The organism is Pallidibacillus thermolactis, assembly GCF_025660415.1.
Taxonomy (GTDB): domain Bacteria; phylum Bacillota; class Bacilli; order Bacillales; family Caldibacillaceae; genus Pallidibacillus; species Pallidibacillus thermolactis.
This window is the reverse complement of sequence record NZ_JAOUSE010000021.1, coordinates 22,288-44,800: the sequence shown is the minus strand read 5'-3', so window position 1 is coordinate 44,800 and position 22,513 is coordinate 22,288. Positions and strand designations below refer to the sequence as shown.

Here is a 22,513-nt window from a genome sequence, read left to right as displayed (position 1 = left end):
GCTATTCATTATAGCTTGTTCTTTATGAATCTTTGGGTTCAACTATCTCTAATTCCTTAGATATTATATCAACTGAAGGATACAATTTTTTTATTATTCTGATTAGCAACTTCCTTACGCAATTTATTGTTTTCAATTTCTAATTTTTGAATATCCTTTTGTCTATCTTCTATTTGTTGGATAAGACGTTTATTTTCAGCTTCCAACTTTTCTATATATAATTTCATTTCGAAGCTGTCAACTACTTTCTGTCTTAATCCATCTATATACATGGAAAGCTCCGCTTTTTCACTTTTGAGCTTTTTAGTCCTATTAATATTTAAAATGTCTTCTTTTTCAATTTCTTGAATTCGTTTTTCAATATAGAGTTTTAATGTATTTGTATTTAGGTTAATCTGACTTCTTGGTACTTTTGCCCCCGTTGAAACAGCGGAAATAGATAGTTTACTAGACTGCTTTATTTGTTCTTTTAATTGTCTTTGTTTCATACAGACCTTTTGTAGATATTCTTCTAACAAAATCAATTGTTCCTGTATTTTTGTGCTGCTAATTTCACTTAATTCACCAATCCCATATCTTAGAGTGTTTTCATTTACACATTCTTTAAGTTCAATGTCGATGCCCATTTGGTAATCTCCTCGTTAACATTTTCAATATCGGAAATTATGATTTCTAATTGTGGATAAGAAGATAAGATGAATTCTTTTCCTTTCTCGTTCAAAATAGAAAGAAGTAATTCATGCTCTTGTAAAACTCGGTTTTGATAAAACTTAATTAAAGAAGAATATTCATTCTCATAATCTCTTTGATACTTTGAATCCTGTTGAACTAATTCTTTATTATGTTGAACGATTTTTGACTTATCAATAAATCGTTTATAAGTGAAATCAAACGATTCAATATTAGGTACTTTTGGACTTAGAAAATACCATTTTTCAAAGGTTGCAAGACGATATTGACGCTCACACAACATTCCTAAATGTTTAGTACATACCCCAACGATACTTTCACGTAAGGGGTTATATTTTAAGGTATTGATAATTTCATCAATATCCTTAAAAATATTGAATTTCTTCTTTTTGAGAAATTTATTAATCTCTTCATATGCTTTTATTAATTCTGGTTCTGATAGTTCTTTTTTTATAAAGTGATTTTGATTGTTTAGTTCCAAACCTAAAGAAGTTCCATCATTCGTTGCCCGATTGAATAGTGTTTCCTTTATAAGTTCGTCTCTAAAATAATGCTTTGTCATTTCTTCAGACAAATGATTCATATGCTCTCTTATCCATTGCAAACTAACTTTATCTTTTAGGATATTAGCCACGGCTACTCTAAATTGATGAGGATTTAAAGTATAAAAAGTATCACCTATTTTAGGAACATTTGGTAAAGTTTTTGGGATTGTACCTTTTAAATAGCTGTCAATTTTCAGTAAATGTATTTGGGCTTTTTCATATTCAGAAATGTTATCAAACAATTCATTTTGATTTCTATAAAAAAAGGTATCAAAGAGATTATCAAACGTTGTCCGACCATATATCTTATTAAACTTGTTCAAAAATAAATAATTCGTGCTTCCTTTTTTTCTCATGTCTTTTGAAAGTTTCATAAGAGTTCGATAAGCCTGTACAGTTTCAGGAAAAGCGATTGTTTTAGTCCATTTGCCATTATTTTCAGCAGTTGTTTTAAAAGTAAAAAATTCAAGTATAAATGCTTTTGCTTTTTTGTTTAATATTGTTATGTCCTTTAATTTACCAGCTTCTAATCTGTGAAGTTCACCTTTTCTCATACCTGTGTGGGTTAAAATAACAATTAGACACGCCATCATACGATCTTGTTTTCTAAGGCTTTTATCCTTCATATCTTTTAAGGCACATTTAACAACAAGATTAAAAATTCTTTCTGGGATATTTGGTGTTTTACGGACCTCTTTTTCCGCTTTCCTTTCTGCTATCGGAACAGTAAGTATCTTTTGAAACTCCGATAAATCTATGTCATATCCAGCGAATTGAACTTCCTGTAAAAACCTACCAACACTTTTAAGAAGCATTGATAAATAGTTTTTTGTTAAATTATTTTTTTTAAGAGTTTCCACATATTCCTTAATGATCTCTGGTGATAGGTATCTTAAATCATACATATATTTTTCTTTTTCCAGATAAAAAATGAATCTTCTTATCTCACTGAATCTGCTATAAACTGTGCTGGTTCTATTTCGTTTATTAAACAGCTCACGCAGCATAATTTTTTTCAATAATACTCTAAACATTTTTGACTTGATAGGGGAAAAATCAAGTGGGTGTGCCTTTGGGTGTAGTTTATCGGCAATCTCCCATCTATTATCAGAAAACCTCAAATTTGTCCTAATCAAGAGGGGTGGTTCATCAATAAAATCACTTTTTAGGTAATTCTGTTGCCCGGATAATGTACTTGCATTATCTATATTCCACTCTATTTTCTCAGTGTTCATTTTCCCCCTCCTTAATCGAATACATTTTTGATAAGTAACTTCCATACAACTCCATCAAACCCGAATAAAAGTTCCTTTCAGCAACTGAGGTCGAATTTTCTTTATTTTTTTTATAAACTTTCATTTTCTCTTCAAAATAAGAACTACGTTCAATAGTTGTTACAAACTTTTTACAAGTCAAACACTTATAAAAACTATCTTCGTCCAGTTCAACTTTTATACATGATTCACTTGCACAATTACCAGCACCATGTTGAACAGGTGGTAAGTCTTTAACTGATTCAATATCAACAATTTCTCCCTGTAATTCATCATCCAAAATTGAAACTTCATAGAGTGCCTCAACATACCGTTTTGTATTCTCTCTATCACGATAATGTTTAGCTGCAACTCCGGCTGTGTTTCCCGTGATTACGCCAACCTCTAATGTTGAAATAAGACCATCCTCAACCATTTGCCAAGCTCTCTCAATATATGTATCTCGTAAATTATTAGGGCTGTATTGTAAACTAATTTTCTCTTGATCATATAAGTTTTTACAAATTTCTTTAAATAAACGATTAAATCTGTCCTTTAATTTAATCACTTTATTATCAAGATAGTAATGACTACAAATAAAAATATACTTTTTTAAAGGTGAATCTGCTTTTTCATAAATTGCTTGAGTTAGTTTTAAAGCCCTTTCAATTAATCGAATATGTTCTATCATGAAGACCTCTGTCTTATATTTTCTTCCGGAAGTCTTAGAGTAATATTTAATTGTGCCAAATTCACCACTTTCATCAATTGATACAACGCAATCTCTTTCTAATCCTAATATCTCACCGTGGCGAAGTTTTGTTTCAATAGATAATTGTAAAACAATTAATAATGTTTCATCTTCTTTATTCTTTACTCTTCGAGTAAATTCCTTTTGTATTTCAGTAAAGTCTTCTGATGGAATTGGAATTCCACCCTTATTTTCAATTTGAATTGAACTGAATTGGTCAATACTCAACATAGTAATGCTATATTTTCGTTGAATATGCTTTAGATAACTGCGTATGATACCAATTCGTGACTTGGTTGTTTTATCGTTGTATTTTTCATTTGATATGAGACTTGCATGATAGAAAATTAAAAATCTATTTGAAAAAGGTTTAACCTCACTTGATCCCAATAGTTTGTCGGATACCGTTAATGAAGGTTTTAAGGTCAATACTTTTAATTCATCTTGATAATAAATTTCTGCTTGATTTAAAAAGTCTACTAAGACATAAAATTGGTTGTAAGTACCTCGATATGTCAAATCAGATTTCCATATGTAATCTTTTAAGTCCTCTCTAAATTCGATATTGTGTACTTTTTCAAAGTTCATAAAAGAATTATTAATGTTTCCTATGTGAGTTCCACTTTTATTAAGGTCAGCAACAACAAACCATTTATCACATTCAGGATAGTCGCCTATTCCATTGGTGTTTACAACCTCATAGCCCTCTTCAAGACTTTTCTGATATAAGATATGAGTAAAAAGATCACTGTTGAAATAAAATGAATTGAATAACCTTTCTCCGTTTTCTTCTAAGTAAATATCATCTATGGATCTATAAAACATTGCAAGAAAAGGGTAGGCTTCATGTTTTCCGACAGGGTTATATTCTTCAATCATTTGTTTGAAAAAGAGCAATTGTTTTTTAAATGTATCTTTGTTAAAATCCTCAAACCTATCAATTTTGTAACCACTCAAACTATTCTCAAATAATGTAGTCATAACTCTATGATGGACGGTAAATTTGTAACCGCTTTTTTGATCAAAATCCTCTAAAAAACTTTTCATAATTCTAAATAAAAACTTATTCTCCGTAGGCATAAAAAAATTGCCGTATATGAACTTATTATGAGCGTGGTAGCCTACCTGTATAATTTGTCCAACCTTTGAATTAATCGGAAAATTGGTACTGATACTTCAATAAAAGGAGTTATATTAAGTTTTTTCTTACTTCTCACTTCAAACTCGTATGGCAAGAAAAGATTTCTATAATTTACTATAAACGATTTCACTTCGGGATTCGTAATCACATCAAAAGAGATGATATTTTGATATAAATTGCTAATCATCTCTCTTGATGTTTGAGAAAAATTACCAAGTTTAGAGATTTCATGAAAAATGAAACAATAATTTTCCCAATTAAAATCCTCTTGGCATCGTATGTATTTTCCGATAATTAACAAAATTTTTTAATATACAATAATTTCAAGTTTCCTCTTTTTGCTTTGAATTTCCGTTTCATCAGAATGTCGCAGGTATCCTTAGTTTGAAGCCATTGCCAAATAAAATTTTTTATTTGCAAATCGGATTCAAGAGATGCAATTATTGAGAAAATCGTCTCGTTTTCAATGTCAGTATAATAATCATTTGTTTTTGTCTTTATCATAAGTCTCTTTGTACCTTTCGTTGTTTTTCCTCAATAATTCTACTTTATCTTCATCATCAGGATTATAATAGGCTTCACAACTTTTCGGACTTGCATGACGAAGTTCTTTTTGCAGCTCTAAAATTTGCATTCCGTTTTTTACTCGATTCATAGCAAAAGCATGTCGAAAACGATGGCTTAGATTAGTAGATTTTGAACCTATATCTACATGAATCCCTGCTTCTTTGAAAATCCCCCGAAGAACATACCCCCATCCAGCCTGTGTAATAGGAGTATAGTGTTGGTGATTTAGAAAGATATATTGATTCTCATTGTTTACAAGGGGAGTCATACTAACCCTGTCTGCTTTTGCAATATTTTTTAGGTTTTCCCTTTTTATTGAACTTTTACTTAAAAGAATGTCATCTCTCGATTCGTCTATGTATTCTTGAATCAATTCTGCCATTTCTTCTTCTATTAGGACCGTCTGGTATCCAAGGTGATTACCTTGTTCTCTATACCAAGCATCATTATATTCATCTTTCGATGTAGGTGTTATAACCCCTTTGGCCCTTTGTGTAGGCTTGTCAGACATTCTATCACGGATGATGAGGTTATAATAACCTTCTTTATATGATGGCACTATATCTTCAAATGTTAGCCCTAAAACCTCTCCTATACGCAGCCCATAATTATACATCAAATCAATAATCACTTTTTCACGTATTCCATAGCTCTTTTCAATTACATCCATAATTCTTTCGTATTGATAAGGCTTTATGTATTTCGGAACAGATTGTTGCTTAAATACTTTTTTATTTGCCTTGTATCTTTCCTGTGTCCCTCTATTTGCATGTGCAAAGAATCCATTACCTATAGTTGTACCTATTGTTATCGTTTCAAACAAAAATGAATCTGTTAGGCCATACATTTTCTCTAAAAAGTTCCTATAAACATTTAGATAGTTGTTATATGTCTGATTGTCTCGTCTAACCCGAAGATCAACGCTCCTACACTACCTTCTTTTTTTCCCCCTTCTAAAAACAAGCGTAGATCCCTAATATCACTGTTAGTTAAATTTTGTGGATTATCAATATGTACAAGTTCCAAAAAAGAGTAGAACACCTTTAAAGCTGAAAAAGCAGTTTCTCTTTTTTTATATTTGTCATCGCCAATCTTTTCATTCAAATAGATATTGGCATCTTCTATTAAGTTTCCTTTTAAATCTGTTATTATGAAGTAAGTTTTCCTTCTTACGGTTGATAGCTTAATAAAGCCAATTATCCCAAACTTTTGGATAAGCTTCATTTTTACTGTCGTATCGTTCATAAACTGTTCCTAACGATGTTTGTCTATCCTTAATTACCCCCATATAGTTTTACCCCCATGGTATAAGGTCCTCGGTCTATCGACCTGCGGATACGCCTCCCGCTGTGGGCTACGTCCCCATCCAACTGCAATTAGACTTTTATGTTTTTCTTTATAACTGAATATAGACAATAACCCCACTAATCATAAGTATAGAACATCATAAAAAAATATCCAATACTTTCCTGAAATCATGTACAGATACTTGGCTTTTCATAACCGAAAGTCGTACCTACCGCTCCCATAAAAAAAGCAATAAGCCATAATGTTTTTTCTGGGATACGCCACATTTGTTTAACAGCTCGTCTTTTATCTAGCCCCATCACCAAAAAACCGATGACATTTACGATAATGAAAACTAGAGTGAAAATGTTTTCCAATAAGATCCCCCTATTCTTTTACCACACAAAATAAAACAGTCACTCTTCATAAGGAAGAATGACTGATTTCGTTAAACTTATTTATTTAATTGAGCTTTCGCTGCGTTTACTAACTCAGTGAATGCTTTTGGATCTGTAACTGCTAAATCAGCTAGCATTTTGCGGTTCACTTCGATACCAGCAAGTTTTAATCCATGCATTAAACGGCTGTAAGAAATACCGTTTTGACGTGCTGCCGCATTAATACGAGTGATCCATAATTTACGGAATTCACTTTTTCTTTTACGACGGTCACGATATGCATATACTAAAGATTTCATTACTTGTTGATTTGCAACTCTATATAAAGTATGTTTTGAACCGAAATAACCTTTTGCTAATTTAAGTACTCGTTTACGACGTCTACGCGTAACAGTACCACCTTTAACACGTGCCATAATAAAAACCTCCTAAAATTTCTTAAAGCTGTTTAAAAATTAGATCATATGTTTAATGCGTTTGTAATCTCCAGATGAAACGACTGCACTTTTACGTAATTTACGTTTTTGTTTTTGAGATTTATTTGCGAATAAATGGCTTGTATAAGCATGGGAACGTTTTAATTTACCAGTTCCTGTTCTTTTAAAACGTTTTGCTGAGCCTTTGTGTGTCTTCATTTTAGGCATGAGTATTCCTCCTTAAATTACTTATCCTTATCGGTTTTTGGTGCTAAAATTAAGAACATGCTTCGACCTTCCATTTTTGGTTTTGTTTCAATTGAAGCAATATCTGCACATTCTTCTGCAAATCGATCAAGCACCTTTTGACCAATTTCTTTATGTGTAATTGCACGACCTTTAAAGCGCAAGGAAGCTTTCACTTTATCGCCCTTTTGTAAGAACTTGCGAGCATTTTTTAATTTTGTATTAAAATCATGCTCATCAATTGTTGGGCTAAAGCGAACTTCTTTCATCGTAATTGTTTTTTGGTTTTTACGTTGTTCTTTTTCACGCTTTTGTTGCTCAAAACGGTATTTACCGTAATCCATAATTCTTGCCACCGGTGGTTTCGCGTTTGGAGCAACTAATACAAGATCGAGATTTCTGCGACTAGCGATTTCTAATGCTTCATTTTTTGACTTAATGCCTAATTGTTCGCCATTGGCATCAATTACGCGTAATTCACGAGCGCGAATGCCCTCGTTAACAATCATATCTTTGCTAATATTAAGACACCTCCAGAGATTGGTTGAATACCCTGTTTGAGTGAAGAAGGAACGCCTTGCATTTTATCCAATAAAAAAAGTGCAGGACTATACACCCGCACATCATTATTCTATGAATAACAAACATATCATCCGTTTGCTTAAACCTGTTAACAACTTTTAAAAGCGTTCTCCAGGTGAGAAGCGGGTGCCTCTTCTTTTACAAACATTGTATTCAATTTAACTTTCTCAATCTTAGCATATAATAGACATGATGTCAATAAGGCATGTTTATTTATTGCAACAGAGAAAATTATAGCAAACCTAATATAAAAATACAATAGTTTTTCTTTATTTCATATACAAATACGCCATTCACAGACTTCCTTTAAACTCCGCTCATTACTTATCGATAAAAAAGAAAGACCGTTTGATAAACGATCTTTCTTCACCGATTTGAAAATATTAACGAAGTACCCGTGCTTCTTCTTTTATTTGTTGTAGGAATTCGTTAAAGGCTACAGTTTCAGATTTTTTCTCACCATATTTTCGAACATTCACTGCATTTTCCTCAACTTCTTTATCCCCTACAACAAGCATATAAGGGATTTTTTGGATTTGGGCTTCACGGATTTTATAGCCCATTTTTTCATCACGAAGATCCAATTCCACTCTTATGCCTGATTTTTTCAATTCATCATGAATCGCTTTGGCATAGTCAAAATGAAGCTCATTCGAAACAGGAATCACTTTGGCTTGAACTGGTGCCAGCCAAGTTGGGAACGCACCTTTGTATTCTTCAATTAAATATGCAACGAAGCGTTCCATTGTTGAAACAACACCACGGTGGATAACAACTGGACGATGTTTTTCACCGTCTTCACCAATATAAGTTAAGTCAAATCGTTCAGGTAATAGGAAGTCAAGTTGAACTGTAGATAATGTTTCATCTTTACCAAGGGCCGTACGCACTTGAACGTCTAATTTCGGACCATAAAATGCCGCTTCCCCTTCTGCTTCGTAATAATCAAGGCCAAGGTCATCCATCGCCTGTTTTAACATACTTTGTGCTTTTTCCCACATTTCATCATCGTCGAAATATTTTTCCTTGTCTTCAGGATCACGATAAGATAGACGGAATTGATAATCTGTAATATTGAAGTCTTTATAAACTTCCAAAATTAACTCGACAACTCGTTTAAACTCTTCGTGTATTTGATCAGGACGAACGAAAATATGTGCATCGTTTAAAGTCATTCCACGAACCCGTTGCAATCCAGATAATGCTCCGCTCATTTCATAGCGATGCATCATTCCGAGTTCTGCAATACGGATCGGCAGTTCACGATAACTATGTGGTTCATTTTTGTACACCATCATATGATGTGGACAGTTCATCGGACGAAGCACTAATTCCTCGCCATCACCTAAATCCATTGGTGGGTACATATCTTCATGATAATGATCCCAGTGACCACTTGTTTTATACAAATCAACATTAGCTAACACTGGTGTATATACGTGGTCATATCCTAGTTCAATTTCTTTATCAACAATGTAACGTTCGATTGTACGGCGGATGGTCGCCCCTTTCGGAAGCCATAATGGTAAACCTTGTCCTACTAATTGGTTAATGGAAAATAGATCAAGTTCTTTACCGAGTTTTCGATGATCCCGTTCTTTTGCTTCCTCACGTATACGTAAATACTCTTCCAAATCTGCTTTTTTGAAAAAGGCAGTTCCATAAATTCGTTGCAACATTTTATTGTTACTATCGCCGCGCCAATAAGCACCAGCAATACTTAACAGTTTAAATTCTTTAATTTTACCAGTTGAAGGCACATGGATACCACGACATAAATCGAAAAATTCACCTTGTTCATAAAAAGTAACGGTTTCATCTTCCGGAATAGCTTCAATCAGCTCTAATTTGTACTCATCCCCAATTTCTTTATACTTTTGAATGGCTTCTTCACGACTCACCACAATCCGTTTAATCTCGAGATTTTCACTAATAATTTTTTTCATTTCTTTTTCGATTTTTGGAAGATCATCAGGTGTAATCGCTGGTTCTACATCAACATCATAGTAAAAACCATTTTCAATTGTTGGTCCTACACCTAATTTCACATTAGGAAAAAGACGTTTAATCGCTTGTGCCATTAAATGAGCTGTACTATGGCGCATAATATCAAGACTTTCTTCATCTTTATCCGTTAAAATTTGGATTTCTCCATCCTCTTCAATTGGAGTTCTTAAATCTAATAATGTTCCATTCAACTTACCGGCTAACGCTTTTTTTCTCAATCCAGGACTAATAGATTGAGCGATATCTTCCGTTGTTACCCCTTTTGGAAACTCCTTCACTGCACCGTCCGGAAATTGAATTTGAATGACATCTGACATCATCTTTACCTCCTTGAATGAATAACTGTGAAAAAAAAACTCGTCCCTAAAGCTAGGGACGAGTTGAATTTACCCGTGGTTCCACCCTGATTCCCACAAAGTACAATAATATATCGATCCTTTGTGGCTCAGTTCCAATAACGGTTGGTACCGTCAACTATTACTAGGACTTGCCGTTCACAGTTGAAGTTTAAAGGTGGTAAGTTATTTATCCGTGTTAGGAAGTTTCCAGCCACGACTTCCCTCTCTGTAAACCGTAATAAATAACCCATGTCCTTCGCATTACTTTTCAATGATGATTTCATTTTTATATGATAGTATTATAATCATTTTAAATATAAAAAGCAAGAAGCAAATGAACTTCTTGCATTGGAATGCACATTTTTTAAAATTTATTAGAAATAGAATAATTGCTAAACTCACGTAACGAAAGAATCGTAATTTTTTCTTCAAATATATTTTTTAATGTTTGAATGATACCGAAATCAGGGTGGTCAGTAAATAAATAAATATGTTCTGGTGCAATCGATATAAGAGGGGCAATCGTAATCGAATCAACATAGACAGGATGGTCAGAAAGCAATTTCCGGTCAATCCGTTTATTGAGTTCAGACCGTTTCATCAATTGTTTTTGTTCATTAAAAAAAGTAAAGCCATCATCATGAACTAAATAGATCGTTTTCATTTGTGGTTTTCGATTCATTAAAAAACTGCGAAGATAATGAATAAACGCTTGGTAATCCTGTTCCATTTTATATTCATCAATGGCCGTTTCAATATAGGAAGACAATTTTTCCAAGTACGTTCTTAATCGAAACATCACAAAGGCATCAAAGGAAAAAGAACGATTATGAAATAATAGTTCATTTAAAGCATGATCAATTTGTCGTTCTTCTTGTTCATGATTCATATCAACCGTAAGATCCTTTCGTTTCCCATCCAATATGGAGAAGAGTATATTAATAATTTGCATTTGCTCGTCTTCATCCGTATAAAAAAACTCTTCCTGAATCACTCGTTTGCACCAATCTACCCTTTTTTTATGCATAATTAGTTTTTTCAGTTGTTTATGTATGATCAAAAGTCCTTTTTCTCGATTTTGGTCATCCATTTGGATCGTTAGGTCATGAAAACCTTTTTGGACTTGGATCATGTTTGAATCGGATTTTTTAAATAAACTATATAAAAAATCCAATTCTTCTCTATTTTGAAATTGTATTTTAATCAAACTTCGTCCCCCCTGTGAGGCATTCCTGTTTTCATATATATGGGGGGCTTGGACGTTTTAGAAGTACGTTTTCTTTTTTTAAACATTTAGTCTCGTGAACAGTTCCTTTTCAGTAAATCAAGCTCGGGTAATCAAATTAGAACATACAATTCGGTTGAATACAGATTACTGCCGTTTATTCTCCCCGTCAATTGGAACTGGCTCTGCCAAATAGCGAATACGTTCAATTATACGGGCTGCTTTAACGACTTCTTCTTCTCCCCTTTGGGAGTATGTTAAATGTTGTTGTAATTGCTCTAAGTCAAAGTTCGATGTGAAAAAGGTCGGGAGTTTTTCCAACATTCGATGCTGCATAATTGGACCAATGACTTCATCCCGTGCCCAACTTGAGACAGACTCCGCTCCAATATCATCAAACATTAAAACCGGTATTGTTTTTAACATATTTAGTTTTTCATCTAACGTATGATTCCCGATCGCTTGTTTCATTTCACGGATCAATTCCGGTACATAGACAATAATGGAAGGAATGCCTTTTTCCGCTAATTCATGGGCAATTGCCCCAAGCAAGAACGTTTTCCCTGTCCCGAAGGCTCCGTAAAAATAAAACCCTTTTTGGAAGTTTTTCCCGTCATAATTGGCAATAAATTGTTCAACCTTCTGAACGGCTTTAATACGATTCGGTGTATCTAAAATGATGTTCGTTAAAGAGGCTTCCAATGTTTCTTTGGGCATATATAAACATTGAATAAGTTGTTCCGCTTTTTTTCGTTCCTCTTCCATAACCCGTAATCGACATGGAACATAATGGACATCGATACTATTGTTTTTCAAAACAAGTTCAGGTTCATAACCCTTCAATATATTTTTACACTCAGAAACAGACTCACAGCATTCGCAGTCTTTGCATTGAGATGTAAATTCATACAGTTTACCGAGACTGCGGTCAATCATTGACCGTGTCACTTCTCCTTGATGGTTAGCCAAAAAGGCTTTCACCCGATTATCATTCAAAACTTCCCTGCGCATCTCTTCATACCGTTTTTGAAAATCACCGCGTGCCGCCATTTTTTTTAACGTATCACCGATATTTTTCACCGGTATCACCTCCTATTTTTTATATTTTTTCAACCGTTCCTCTAATTTCTTCTTCTCGGCTTCAAAATCAAAATTTTCATCAACTTCCACCTGTTTCGTTTGACCACCGTTTTTAAGCCAATCAGGTACAGGTTCTTGTCTCGTTGTTCTTGTAGTTTTTCGTGGTGAAGATTTGATCTCTTTTTGCTGTTTTTGCCAATCAACGTACTTACGATGTTCGCTTTTAGCCAACTCCATGGCCTCTGTCACAGTTTTTACTTTTTTCCGAGACCAATGAGAAGCAATTCGTTCCACAAAGGATTTCGTCAATTTCATATCTGTACGCAACATACAATATTGAATTAATACGTTCACAACACCAGGGGTTAAATTTAGTTTCACCATAATTTCTTCAATTAGCCTTAAATCACTTTCAAGGGGCTCTGAACCTTCCGAAAGGTCGATTAATAGTTGTCTTGGACTAACCGTTTCCAAGTAGCGGATTAACCGCTCTTCTTGTGTTTTTGGCACATCGATATTGGCATAATAAATTGGTGATTGCGTCCGGTCCACTAATTTGGGAAGAGAACTATAATGTTCGATCGTATACCAATCCCTGGCAGCTTTACGCAAGGCTTCAATATCGATTTGATTTTGTTCATTAATTGCGCTGTATAAAATATTTTTCATTTGAATAGCATCTATTTCATATAGAAAAGCTAATTTGATAATCACATCTTTTACTTCTGTGGTAATCGCCTGTTTTGGAATGACCGATTCATTAAGCCCCGCGAGAAATAAATCAAAATCAAAATGTGGCGGTTGCACCATGATCGTTTCTGGTATTTCCTTTGTAGGATATTTTACTGTTAAATCATGTTCATCTATCTGGTCATGATAAGGAAAATGGGATGATGAAAAAACATCCTGAAACCCTTTCGTAATTTTATCGAATCCTGTTTTATCAATCACTTTATTGGCAAACGTCTGTTTTAAACGATTGTAATAATCGCGACCAACTTTTTGATATAAATAGATATTGAGTAAGCCATCCGTAAAAAATTGCTTTGGCGAAAGGGGAGGTTTCATCACATAAATAAACGAACGCAAATCTTCGTTTTCTTTCATATAAGTTTCCATTAACCCGATCGCTTCAAGTTTTTGCCTAGCTTCGTAAATTTGTGATAAATTTAAATCTAGCAAATTCATTAAATAGTAATGGGAAGCAGGCTCCGTTTCTAGTTTTCCATCTTCCACTTGATTCAATAAAGTAAAATATAAACTTATGCAAACAGGACCAATTAATGGTTGGTAAAGTAATGTTAGTACTTTGTTATCTCCAATATTTTGCATACCATCAATTGAAACGATGTATTGATCTCCGGGTATGATTTCTTTCCAATGTGGTTCCATAGAAACATCCTTTAAATATTTTATTCAGAATTAGATTGACCTTTTTTTAATATGTCTTTCAGTTCTTCAATAAAAACATTAATGTCTTTAAATTGACGATAAACCGATGCAAATCGTACATACGAAACTTCATCTATTTTTGCTAGTTTATCCATTACCATTTCTCCAATGGCTTCACTTTTTATTTCAGATACCCCGATATTCCGTATTTCACGTTCAATTTCTGCCGTTAAATCTTCTAACTGTTTAAAAGGAACGGGGCGTTTCTCACAAGCTTTGACTAATCCTCTTAAAATTTTATCACGACTAAATTCTTCCCGATTTCCATCTTTTTTAATAACGATTAATGGTGACTGTTCAACTCTTTCAAAAGTTGTAAAACGATGACTACATGACTCGCATTCTCTTCGTCTTCGAATTGATCGTCCATCTTCAACAGGTCTAGAGTCAATCACTCTTGTGTTATGGAAATTACAAGTTGGACATTTCATATTTTCACCTCTTCATCAATCTTTGTAACGAAAACTTTATGATAAACAGCCTCGATCTTTATCTTCTTAATAGAATAACATATCTTTCTTCTATAATTGAATTTTCCACGCTTTTATATCCCATTTCAATTTTACTATATTTCCAGGGAATAAGGAAAGGTATGATGATAGTCAAAAAGGGAGGTTCCTATTTCAGACGGGATTGGAACAATCTTAATTATATGTGGGGGAAAAATGAAAAATCCGCCATTTACATGACGGATCTTTAACAAATATATTTTTTACACTCGACTTGGTTCTTTTGCTAACTCATTTGCAACAAGTTTTACTAGATCAACGACGCGGCAAGAATAGCCCCACTCGTTATCATACCAAGCTAGTACTTTTACTTTATTACCTTCCATGACCATTGTAGAAAGTCCATCTATAATTGCGGAATTCTCATTTGTTGTAAAGTCAATGGAAACAAGCGGTTCATCAGTTATATCGAGAATTCCAGCTAATTCATTTCGACTCGCTTGTACAAAAGCTTCGTTCACTTCTTCTGCTGTCACTTCTCGTTTGACATCTACAACTAAGTCCACCAGTGAAACATCTGGTGTCGGGACGCGCAAGGCAATACCGTGTAATTTTCCATTTAAATGTGGTAATACTTTACCGATAGCCTTTGCAGCACCCGTGGTTGTTGGAATAATGGATTGTCCACAAGCGCGAGCACGGCGCAAATCTTTATGTGGGTTATCAATATTTTTTTGGTCATTTGTGTATGCGTGAACCGTTGTCATAAAACCGTTGTCTACACCAAACTTTTCATCAAGAACGCGGACTACTGGTGCTAGACAGTTTGTCGTACAAGAAGCATTGGATATAATGTCATGCTTCTCAATTTCTAATTTGTCTTCATTTACACCGACAACAATTGTAACATCTTCATTTTTTCCAGGTGCAGTTAGAACGACTTTCTTTGCTCCTGCCTTTAAATGAAGTGCTGCTTTTTCTCTGGAGTTGAATTTTCCAGTTGCTTCTATAACTATATCTATATTTAAATCCTTCCAAGGTAATTCTTCCGGATTTCGATTATTAACAAGCAATACCTTTTTACCATTCACAATTAAGCAATTTTCTCCGGCTGTTACATCCCCTTCAAATTTCCCATGAATGGAATCATATTTGACTAAATGTGCTAATGTTTCAGCTGGATAACTTGCGTTAACCGCTACAATGTCTAAGTCATGCGATTGGATTGCTTTGCGAAATACCATTCGCCCGATTCTCCCGAAGCCGTTAATTGCCACTCGATTAGTCATTAAAAAAGTGCCCCCTTGTAAATTTATGATACACATTTAGTTTGTTTTTCGTTAATTAGTATAACATATTTTATGAAAAAATAGCATATATATTTCCACTTTTTTAGAAAAATGTTGATTAACCTACGAAATTTAACACTTTATCAAAATTTCCTAGTAGATAAAAGGTTAAGAAAGAGGCACGAAGATATAATATGTTATACTAATGATCTGTCTATGAAATAAAGGAGCTGTCCATAAAGTCTGACATTGCGGATCATGGATAGGTATGTTGGCAAACGGATATCCAGTAGCACGAACTCAGCATCTCAACGCGCTAAAGGTGTTTGGGAAGAACGTCTGCTCGTATGCCTGAATCTTACACTTTCGGCAGACACGCTTTTGCTATTCCCGCTAGAGTCGCCACCAACTCTCTTGTAAAATCCGCTATATATGACTTATTGGACAGCCCCTTACAGTAACTGTTGTTGTACGTTTTAATGACTTCTATTTTTAGCAAGATAAGAAACACACAAGTATCTCACTTGATCCTACAGTTTCTGTTTTCAGAATGCCTTTGAAACCACTTTTTCGCAATTGCTCCAAAAGTTTCTGCTTTCAAAACGCCTTTGAACACACTTTTTCGTGATCACTCCGAAAATTTCTGTTTTCACCACATCTATGAACGCACTTTTTTATGCTCAATCCAAACATTTCTGTTTTCACCACGTCTTTGAACACACTTTTTCGTACGCAATCTAAACATTTCTGTTTTCATTACGTCTATGAACACACTTTTCCGTATGCAATCCAAACATTTCTGTTTTCAGCACGTCGATGAACACACTTTTTTGTGATCAATCCAAACATTTCTGTTTTCACCACGTCTTTGAACACACTTTTCCGTATGCAATCTAAACATTTCTGTTTTCACCACGTCTTTGAACACACTTTTTCGTACGCAATCTAAACATTTCTGTTTTCATTACGTCTATGAACGCTCTTTTTCATGCTCAATCTAAACATTTCTGTTTTCACCACATCTATGAACGCACTTTTTCGTGCTCAATCCAAACATTTCTGTTTTCAGCACGTCTATGAACGTACTTTTTCGTGCTCAATCTAAACATTTCTGTTTTCAGCACGTCTATGAACGTACTTTTCCAAGATCGCTCTATTGAATTCCCCATGAAGTTAAGATGGAGAGCAATTGTTGTTTCGTTTCTTCTAATGAGCCACGATTATCAATAACTGCATCGGCCAGTTTCTTTTTTTCTTCAATGGACATTTGCGATTGAATTCGTGCCTTTGCTTCTTGTTCTGTCAATTCATTCCGTTTCATTAACCGATCTAATTGAGTATTCTGATCAACATATACGACAATAACTTTATCTGTCATATACGTTAATTTACTCTCATAAAGCAATGGAATATCTAGAAATACTACTTTTTCTCCGCGGTTGAAAGCCGCTTCCTTTTGTTCGTTCATCCATTTCCGAACAGCTGGGTGAACGATGGAATTTAATAGTAATCGTTTCTCTTCATTGTTAAACACAATATTACCTAATCGTTTTCGATCCAATTCACCATTCGGTTGTAAAATCTCTTCACCAAATGCGTTAACAATTTTTGTATAAGCCTCTTCTCCAGGTTCAACAACCACACGAGCCGCAATATCTGCATCAATTACCGTGTAACCAAATTCTTTAACCATTTTTGATACAGTACTTTTTCCCGTTGCAATGCTTCCGGTAATCCCAATGACTTGTGACACAAAAAATACCCCCAATGATTATACTTTTTCTATTATTTTATCATTGGTGGGTAAAATGAAGCTAATAAGATATTTTCTTCAATTAACAACGATTACTTGATTGAAGTCTATCAATACTTATAGCCTTTTTATCATAGATTGTATGAATGTGATCACTTTTTCTTGTATGTTCGATAGATTTCTGTTTTCAACGCAGGGATGAAAGCCATTTATGACTTCATTTGAAAAAAAAACTAGTTTATGACAACGTTGAACGCATTTTTTAGATTCACCTACATTAAAACTGACTTCAGAACAGCTATGAACTCACTTTTTCGCCTTCACTTGCAATAAAACTGGTTTCATGACAACAATGAACTCACTTTTTCAGACTCATATACATTAAAACTGGTTTCAGAACAGCTATGAACTCACTTTTTCGCCTTCACTTCAATAAAACTGCTTTCAGCACATCCATGAACACGCTTTTTCCTCTCCACTTCCAAAAATACAGTTTTCATCGTACCAATAAAACATTCTACCTTTTAACACATCATATTTTCAGTGTTCACAACACTCCTATATCTACTTTCTGCAACAACACGCTAAATCTTCCAAAGTCCAATAAAAATCAGTAATAAACCAGGTAAAATAGAAATATGCTTCGCCCATTTATTCTCACCAATGGACTTTCCAAACCATGATCCAGCTACTATAAATATTGCACTCATCACTCCTACGGTAACGGCTAATAGAACCGGTGAAAAAGCGAGCATGGATGCACTTATTCCTGCACCAAAGGAATCAAGGGATAACGCCGTTCCTAAAAGAACAGCTTCAAAACCATTAATCGTTCCAGATTTATCCAGATCCGCTGTCATTGGTCTTTTCAAAATATGAATGACAACACCGATCGATTTTATCTCAAACTTTAACAATACCTTTTCCTCTTGCGATTGTTGAATCTGATATTCATGCTTTTTGTTTTCTTGTAATGAACGAAAACATTGATACAAAGCCCAAATACCTAAAAGAATTAATATACTACCACCAATCTTTTGACCTATATTCGGTGTCAAAAAAACGCCAAATAAACTTCCAAGCAACTCCGCAATATATAATGAAAACGAGGAACAGCAGGCAATTATAATAATCGCATATAGCGGAATTGCTATTCTTCTCATGCCGTACGTGAACCCTACATTAAAACTATCCATACTAACTGCAAAGGCAAGCAATAATAACGAATAGATTTCTAGCATGAAAAAATACTCCTTCCACGATAACGTTAGCTACATTATCGTATGAAAGGAGCCCTTCCCTCGTTCATTCAAATTAGGCGAATACACTAAGTTTTTTATCCTATTGCAAAAAATACAATATATAAGCGTTCATTACAATCGACGTTCTATTTCCGCTGACACTTCGGACAGAAATGTGTCCCACGACCGGCAACTTTCCTTTTTTCTATTGTCGTACCGCAACGTTTACAAGGTGTTCCTTCTTGAGCATAGGCATTTAATTCAAGTTGAAACATCCCAATTTGTCCCTGGGAATTTACATAGGAACGGATGGTGCTCCCGCCTTTTTCTACTGCCTCGCTTAGTGTTTCAATAATGGCTTGGTGAAGCTTTTTGACCTCGCCATGATCTAACGAACTTGCCACTCGCTCTGGATGTATTTGTGCCCGATAAAGTGATTCATCTACATATATATTCCCTAATCCAGTTACAATCGTCTGGTCCAGTAAAACCGCTTTTATATTCCGTGTCGTTTTTGCGATCTTCTCTTCTAAATAAAAACTCGTAAATTCCGCTGAAAAAGGTTCGGGGCCTAATTGGTTTAGCGGTTGGTGAAGCATTTCCTCTCCCTTCGGAAAAACATGCATCGTACCAAATTTCCGAACATCGTGATAGCGTAGCTGACTGCCATCTGTAAAAGAAAAGATAACATGGGTATGTTTATCCTTCGGTTGTTCACTCGAATAAACCCCATATTTTCCCTCCATTCGCAAATGGGAAACAAGGGTCATATCATCAAGATAAAACAGAATAAATTTCCCTCTTCGCCCCATGGAACGTATTGTTTGTCCCTTTAACATTACAGTAAACGCCTCTACATCAGGAGGATTTTTAATAATTTTCGGCCAAAACACATCGACATCTTCAATTTGTTTTCCGATAACAAGCGATTCCAACGTTCGTTTAATCGTTTCTACTTCTGGTAACTCTGGCATAGTCTCCTTTGCTCCCTTTATCACTTTGTTGTTTTATATCTATTTAAAAAAAGAGAACGCTATTAACAGATGCAAGTCTCTCTTAAGCGTATCAATGCACTGAAAATAGCGTCAATTGTTAATTTATGGTAAAAAATCTTTTAAAAGAAAAGATTATTTTGCATCAAACCATGTTGGACCATAGGAATAATCCACTTTTAACGGCACATCTAACGTAACAGCATTCTCCATCACGTCAGGTACAATTTCAATTAATTTTTCTATTTCATCCTTCGGTGCTTCAAAAATAAGCTCGTCATGGACTTGTAGGAGCAATCTTGCTTGTAGTTGTTCTTTTTCTAACCGAGCAGCCATATCAATCATTGCTTTTTTAATAATATCAGCTGCACTACCTTGAATCGGGGTATTCATTGCTGTCCGTTCCGCAAAACTTCGGAGATTGTAATTCCGACTTGTAATTTCAGGAATATAACGTCTCCGATTTAATAAAGTTGTTACATACCCTTTTAATTTTGCTTCTTGCACGATATCTTCCATATATTGCTTTACTTGCGGGTAACTTTGGAAATAACGTTCAATGAATTCACCAGCTTCTTTCCGCGTGATTTTTAAACTTTGAGAAAGACCATAATCACTGATTCCATAAACGATTCCAAAGTTGACCGCCTTTGCTTGTCTGCGCATATTGCTTGTCACTTCATCCTTTTCCACATGGAAAACGTCCATCGCTGTTTTCGTATGAATATCCATTTCATGTTTAAAAGCATCGATAAGACGTTCATCACCTGAAATATGAGCTAATACCCGCAATTCAATTTGTGAATAATCGGCTGAAAAGATGACCCAATCTTTTTCAGACGGAACAAAGGCTTGTCTAATTTTTCGCCCTTCTTCCATGCGAATTGGAATATTTTGTAAGTTCGGATCAGTTGAGCTAAGTCTTCCTGTCTGGGTTAACGCCTGTTGGAAACGAGTGTGAACCTTTTGATCTTCCGGATTCACCATTTTTAATAACCCTTCAATATATGTCGACTGCAGTTTGCCTAGTTGGCGATAATGTAAAATTAAAGCGACAATTTCATGCTTAGATTCCAATTTTTCAAGGACATCCGCTGACGTAGAATATCCTGTTTTCGTTTTTTTAATTACTGGTAAACCAAGCTTTTCAAATAAAATTACCCCTAATTGTTTTGGTGAATTAATGTTAAAAGTTTCACCAGCCAGTTCATATATTTTTTCCTCAATTGATTTTAATTGCTCCTTAAACTCATTGCCCATTTCTTTTAATCGATCGATATCAACACGCACTCCGACACTTTCCATATTTGCTAAAATAACAGAAAGCGGCATCTCTAGGTCTGTAAATAACGTATACTGATCATTTTTTTCAAGTTCTGAAATTAATCGATCCTTTAGATCATATATTGCTTTAGCTTTGCGTACGACCGTTTCTGCCCGCTCTTCATCAGTAAGGTTTTGCCTTTTTGCACCTTTACCATAAACGGTATCATCGGACTGAACTTGGTTGTAGTTATGGGCTTTTGCCACATCGCTAAAATCATGAATGTTTTCTGACGGATTCAATATGTAAGAAGCTAAAAGTAGATCAAATTCAATTCCTTGTATTCCGGTCCCCAATTTGTTCAAGGCGACAATGGTTCGTTTCGCATCATATACATATTTTCGCATCGATTCATCTTCTAACCATGCTTTTAAATCTGCCGATTGTTTTGCCACGTCAAATGGGATATAGAAGTTTCCTGCTTCATTACTAATTGAAAATCCTAATATAGGTGCGTAATGATAATTATCTTCAATTATTTCTACATAAAAAGCACTGTCTTCTTTTAATACATCTTTCGTCACATTTTCTACAATTTCATATTGTATTTCCGTTAAGGTGTCCTCTTCAATCGTGAAAGAATCATCTAATTTATCAAGTAATGACTGGAAACCAAGTTCTTTATATAATGTGACTAATTGGTCTTTATTCGGACCAGAATAGCTTGTTTCATCAATCCCCACTTCGATCGGTGCTTCCCTGTATATGGTTGCAAGTTTTTTGCTTAAAATGGCTTGATCTTTATATGTTGTTAAATTTTCCTTTAACTTTTTCCCTTTTACTTGCTCAATAGAGTCTAGTACCTTTTCTACAGATTCGAACTCTTTTAATAATTTGATTGCCGTTTTTTCTCCAATACCTGGAACACCTGGAATATTGTCACTAGTATCCCCCATTAAACCTTTCATATCGATAATTTGTAAAGGGGAGATGCCATATTTTTCTTGAATATGTTCCGGGGTATACTTTTCCATATCGGTTACGCCTTTTTTCGTAACGAGGACGGTTGTTTTATCGGTTGCAAGCTGTGTTAAATCCCGGTCCCCGGAGACAATTTTTACATCATAGCCTTTTTCTTCCGCTTGTTTCGAGAGCGTACCGATAATGTCATCCGCTTCGAAATTTTCTAATTCATAATGACGAATGCCATGAGCATCTAGCAGTTTGCGAATATACGGAAACTGTTCCGACAACTCTGGCGGCGTTTTTTGCCGACCACCTTTGTATTCCTCAAATGTTTCATGGCGAAAAGTCGTTTTTCCTGCATCAAAAGCTACTAACACATGGGATGGTTTTTCTTCTGCTAAAATTTTATCGAGCATCATCGCAAAACCATATATTGCATTCGTATGAATTCCTTTATCATTATTTAAAAGGGGTAGAGCAAAAAATGCCCGGTAAGCTACACTATTCCCATCAATCAAGACAATTTTTTTCTCCAATGTTTTCTACCTCCATCATCCATATTTGTTGAGGTAATGGATGTA

At 34.7% G+C, this 22,513-nt stretch carries 19 protein-coding genes and 2 other annotated features; all 19 genes read right to left on the bottom strand.

Going from position 1 to position 22,513, the window contains the following annotated elements:
* Positions 1–68: 68 nt before the first annotated feature.
* The 19 genes from OEV82_RS08395 to polA all read right to left on the bottom strand — a co-directional run bounded on the left by OEV82_RS08395 (position 69) and on the right by polA (position 22,468).
* The gene (locus tag OEV82_RS08395) at positions 69–626 is read right to left on the bottom strand and encodes a hypothetical protein (protein ID WP_173661911.1); all 558 of its coding nucleotides are present in this window, start codon (positions 624–626) and stop codon (positions 69–71) included.
* The gene (locus OEV82_RS08390; protein ID WP_263061582.1) at positions 593–2,470 is read right to left on the bottom strand and encodes a site-specific integrase; all 1,878 of its coding nucleotides are present in this window, start codon (positions 2,468–2,470) and stop codon (positions 593–595) included. The genes OEV82_RS08395 and OEV82_RS08390 overlap by 34 nt, the downstream gene beginning before the upstream one ends.
* A complete protein-coding gene (locus OEV82_RS08385; protein ID WP_263061581.1) occupies positions 2,460–4,319 on the bottom strand; it encodes a hypothetical protein in 1,860 nt (619 codons plus the stop codon). Before OEV82_RS08385 ends, OEV82_RS08390 begins: the two co-directional genes overlap by 11 nt.
* Before the next feature lie 542 nt (positions 4,320–4,861).
* Positions 4,862–5,794 carry a tyrosine-type recombinase/integrase gene (locus OEV82_RS08380; RefSeq protein ID WP_263061580.1) on the bottom strand — a complete coding sequence of 311 codons (933 nt, stop codon included), beginning with the start codon at positions 5,792–5,794 and terminating at the stop codon, positions 4,862–4,864.
* A gap of 26 nt (positions 5,795–5,820) precedes the next feature.
* A complete protein-coding gene (locus tag OEV82_RS08375) occupies positions 5,821–6,192 on the bottom strand; it encodes a hypothetical protein (RefSeq protein WP_173660797.1) in 372 nt (123 codons plus the stop codon).
* Positions 6,193–6,422: 230 nt separating this feature from the next.
* Positions 6,423–6,611, bottom strand: coding sequence for a DUF1294 domain-containing protein (locus OEV82_RS08370; RefSeq protein WP_263061579.1), 189 nt, complete (start codon positions 6,609–6,611; stop codon positions 6,423–6,425).
* A gap of 77 nt (positions 6,612–6,688) precedes the next feature.
* Entirely contained in the window at positions 6,689–7,048 is a 360-nt protein-coding gene (gene rplT, locus OEV82_RS08365) for a 50S ribosomal protein L20 (protein WP_173660795.1), read from the bottom strand.
* 39 nt (positions 7,049–7,087) lie between these two features.
* Complete coding sequence (gene rpmI, locus OEV82_RS08360; protein WP_173660793.1) at positions 7,088–7,276, bottom strand: 50S ribosomal protein L35; 189 nt, start codon at positions 7,274–7,276, stop codon at positions 7,088–7,090.
* Positions 7,277–7,293: 17 nt separating this feature from the next.
* Entirely contained in the window at positions 7,294–7,803 is a 510-nt protein-coding gene (gene infC / locus OEV82_RS08355; protein WP_173660791.1) for a translation initiation factor IF-3, read from the bottom strand.
* A gap of 79 nt (positions 7,804–7,882) precedes the next feature.
* Positions 7,883–8,020: a sequence feature (ribosomal protein L20 leader region), on the bottom strand.
* Between the two features lie 239 nt (positions 8,021–8,259).
* A complete protein-coding gene (thrS, locus tag OEV82_RS08350) occupies positions 8,260–10,200 on the bottom strand; it encodes a threonine--tRNA ligase (RefSeq protein ID WP_173660789.1) in 1,941 nt (646 codons plus the stop codon).
* Between the two features lie 51 nt (positions 10,201–10,251).
* Positions 10,252–10,492 (bottom strand) — a binding site (T-box leader).
* A gap of 93 nt (positions 10,493–10,585) precedes the next feature.
* The gene (gene ytxC, locus OEV82_RS08345) at positions 10,586–11,428 is read right to left on the bottom strand and encodes a sporulation protein YtxC (RefSeq protein WP_173660787.1); all 843 of its coding nucleotides are present in this window, start codon (positions 11,426–11,428) and stop codon (positions 10,586–10,588) included.
* 165 nt (positions 11,429–11,593) lie between these two features.
* The gene (gene dnaI, locus OEV82_RS08340; RefSeq protein ID WP_263061578.1) at positions 11,594–12,526 is read right to left on the bottom strand and encodes a primosomal protein DnaI; all 933 of its coding nucleotides are present in this window, start codon (positions 12,524–12,526) and stop codon (positions 11,594–11,596) included.
* A 12-nt stretch (positions 12,527–12,538) separates the two neighbouring features.
* Positions 12,539–13,918 (bottom strand): replication initiation and membrane attachment family protein, encoded by a 1,380-nt coding sequence (locus OEV82_RS08335; RefSeq protein WP_173660783.1) that lies wholly within the window; start codon positions 13,916–13,918, stop codon positions 12,539–12,541.
* Between the two features lie 20 nt (positions 13,919–13,938).
* Complete coding sequence (nrdR, locus tag OEV82_RS08330) at positions 13,939–14,409, bottom strand: transcriptional regulator NrdR (RefSeq protein WP_173660781.1); 471 nt, start codon at positions 14,407–14,409, stop codon at positions 13,939–13,941.
* A gap of 281 nt (positions 14,410–14,690) precedes the next feature.
* Positions 14,691–15,716 carry a glyceraldehyde-3-phosphate dehydrogenase gene (locus OEV82_RS08325; protein ID WP_173660779.1) on the bottom strand — a complete coding sequence of 342 codons (1,026 nt, stop codon included), beginning with the start codon at positions 15,714–15,716 and terminating at the stop codon, positions 14,691–14,693.
* Between the two features lie 1,153 nt (positions 15,717–16,869).
* Positions 16,870–17,469 carry a dephospho-CoA kinase gene (gene coaE / locus OEV82_RS08320; RefSeq protein ID WP_263061577.1) on the bottom strand — a complete coding sequence of 200 codons (600 nt, stop codon included), beginning with the start codon at positions 17,467–17,469 and terminating at the stop codon, positions 16,870–16,872.
* Between the two features lie 584 nt (positions 17,470–18,053).
* Positions 18,054–18,710, bottom strand: coding sequence for a sporulation membrane protein YtaF (gene ytaF / locus OEV82_RS08315; RefSeq protein ID WP_263061576.1), 657 nt, complete (start codon positions 18,708–18,710; stop codon positions 18,054–18,056).
* A gap of 146 nt (positions 18,711–18,856) precedes the next feature.
* On the bottom strand, positions 18,857–19,684 hold the full coding sequence (gene mutM / locus OEV82_RS08310; protein ID WP_173657651.1) for a DNA-formamidopyrimidine glycosylase: 828 nt from the start codon (positions 19,682–19,684) through the stop codon (positions 18,857–18,859).
* 153 nt (positions 19,685–19,837) lie between these two features.
* Complete coding sequence (gene polA, locus OEV82_RS08305; RefSeq protein WP_263061575.1) at positions 19,838–22,468, bottom strand: DNA polymerase I; 2,631 nt, start codon at positions 22,466–22,468, stop codon at positions 19,838–19,840.
* Between the last annotated feature and the right edge of the window lie 45 nt (positions 22,469–22,513).

Excerpts from the sequence above, each read along its gene's own strand:
- OEV82_RS08395 (WP_173661911.1), bottom strand. The coding sequence starts at position 626 with ATGGGCATCGACATTGAACTTAAAGAATGTGTAAATGAAAACACTCTA.
- rpmI (WP_173660793.1), bottom strand. The coding sequence starts at position 7,276 with ATGCCTAAAATGAAGACACACAAAGGCTCAGCAAAACGTTTTAAAAGA.
- mutM (WP_173657651.1), bottom strand. The coding sequence starts at position 19,684 with ATGCCAGAGTTACCAGAAGTAGAAACGATTAAACGAACGTTGGAATCG.
- OEV82_RS08390 (WP_263061582.1), bottom strand. The coding sequence starts at position 2,470 with ATGAACACTGAGAAAATAGAGTGGAATATAGATAATGCAAGTACATTA.
- infC (WP_173660791.1), bottom strand. The coding sequence starts at position 7,803 with ATGATTGTTAACGAGGGCATTCGCGCTCGTGAATTACGCGTAATTGAT.
- rplT (WP_173660795.1), bottom strand. The coding sequence starts at position 7,048 with ATGGCACGTGTTAAAGGTGGTACTGTTACGCGTAGACGTCGTAAACGA.
- ytaF (WP_263061576.1), bottom strand. The coding sequence starts at position 18,710 with ATGCTAGAAATCTATTCGTTATTATTGCTTGCCTTTGCAGTTAGTATG.
- OEV82_RS08335 (WP_173660783.1), bottom strand. The coding sequence starts at position 13,918 with ATGGAACCACATTGGAAAGAAATCATACCCGGAGATCAATACATCGTT.
- OEV82_RS08385 (WP_263061581.1), bottom strand. The coding sequence starts at position 4,319 with ATGCCTACGGAGAATAAGTTTTTATTTAGAATTATGAAAAGTTTTTTA.
- OEV82_RS08380 (WP_263061580.1), bottom strand. The coding sequence starts at position 5,794 with ATGTATGGCCTAACAGATTCATTTTTGTTTGAAACGATAACAATAGGT.
- OEV82_RS08375 (WP_173660797.1), bottom strand. The coding sequence starts at position 6,192 with ATGAACGATACGACAGTAAAAATGAAGCTTATCCAAAAGTTTGGGATA.
- thrS (WP_173660789.1), bottom strand. The coding sequence starts at position 10,200 with ATGTCAGATGTCATTCAAATTCAATTTCCGGACGGTGCAGTGAAGGAG.
- nrdR (WP_173660781.1), bottom strand. The coding sequence starts at position 14,409 with ATGAAATGTCCAACTTGTAATTTCCATAACACAAGAGTGATTGACTCT.
- OEV82_RS08325 (WP_173660779.1), bottom strand. The coding sequence starts at position 15,716 with ATGACTAATCGAGTGGCAATTAACGGCTTCGGGAGAATCGGGCGAATG.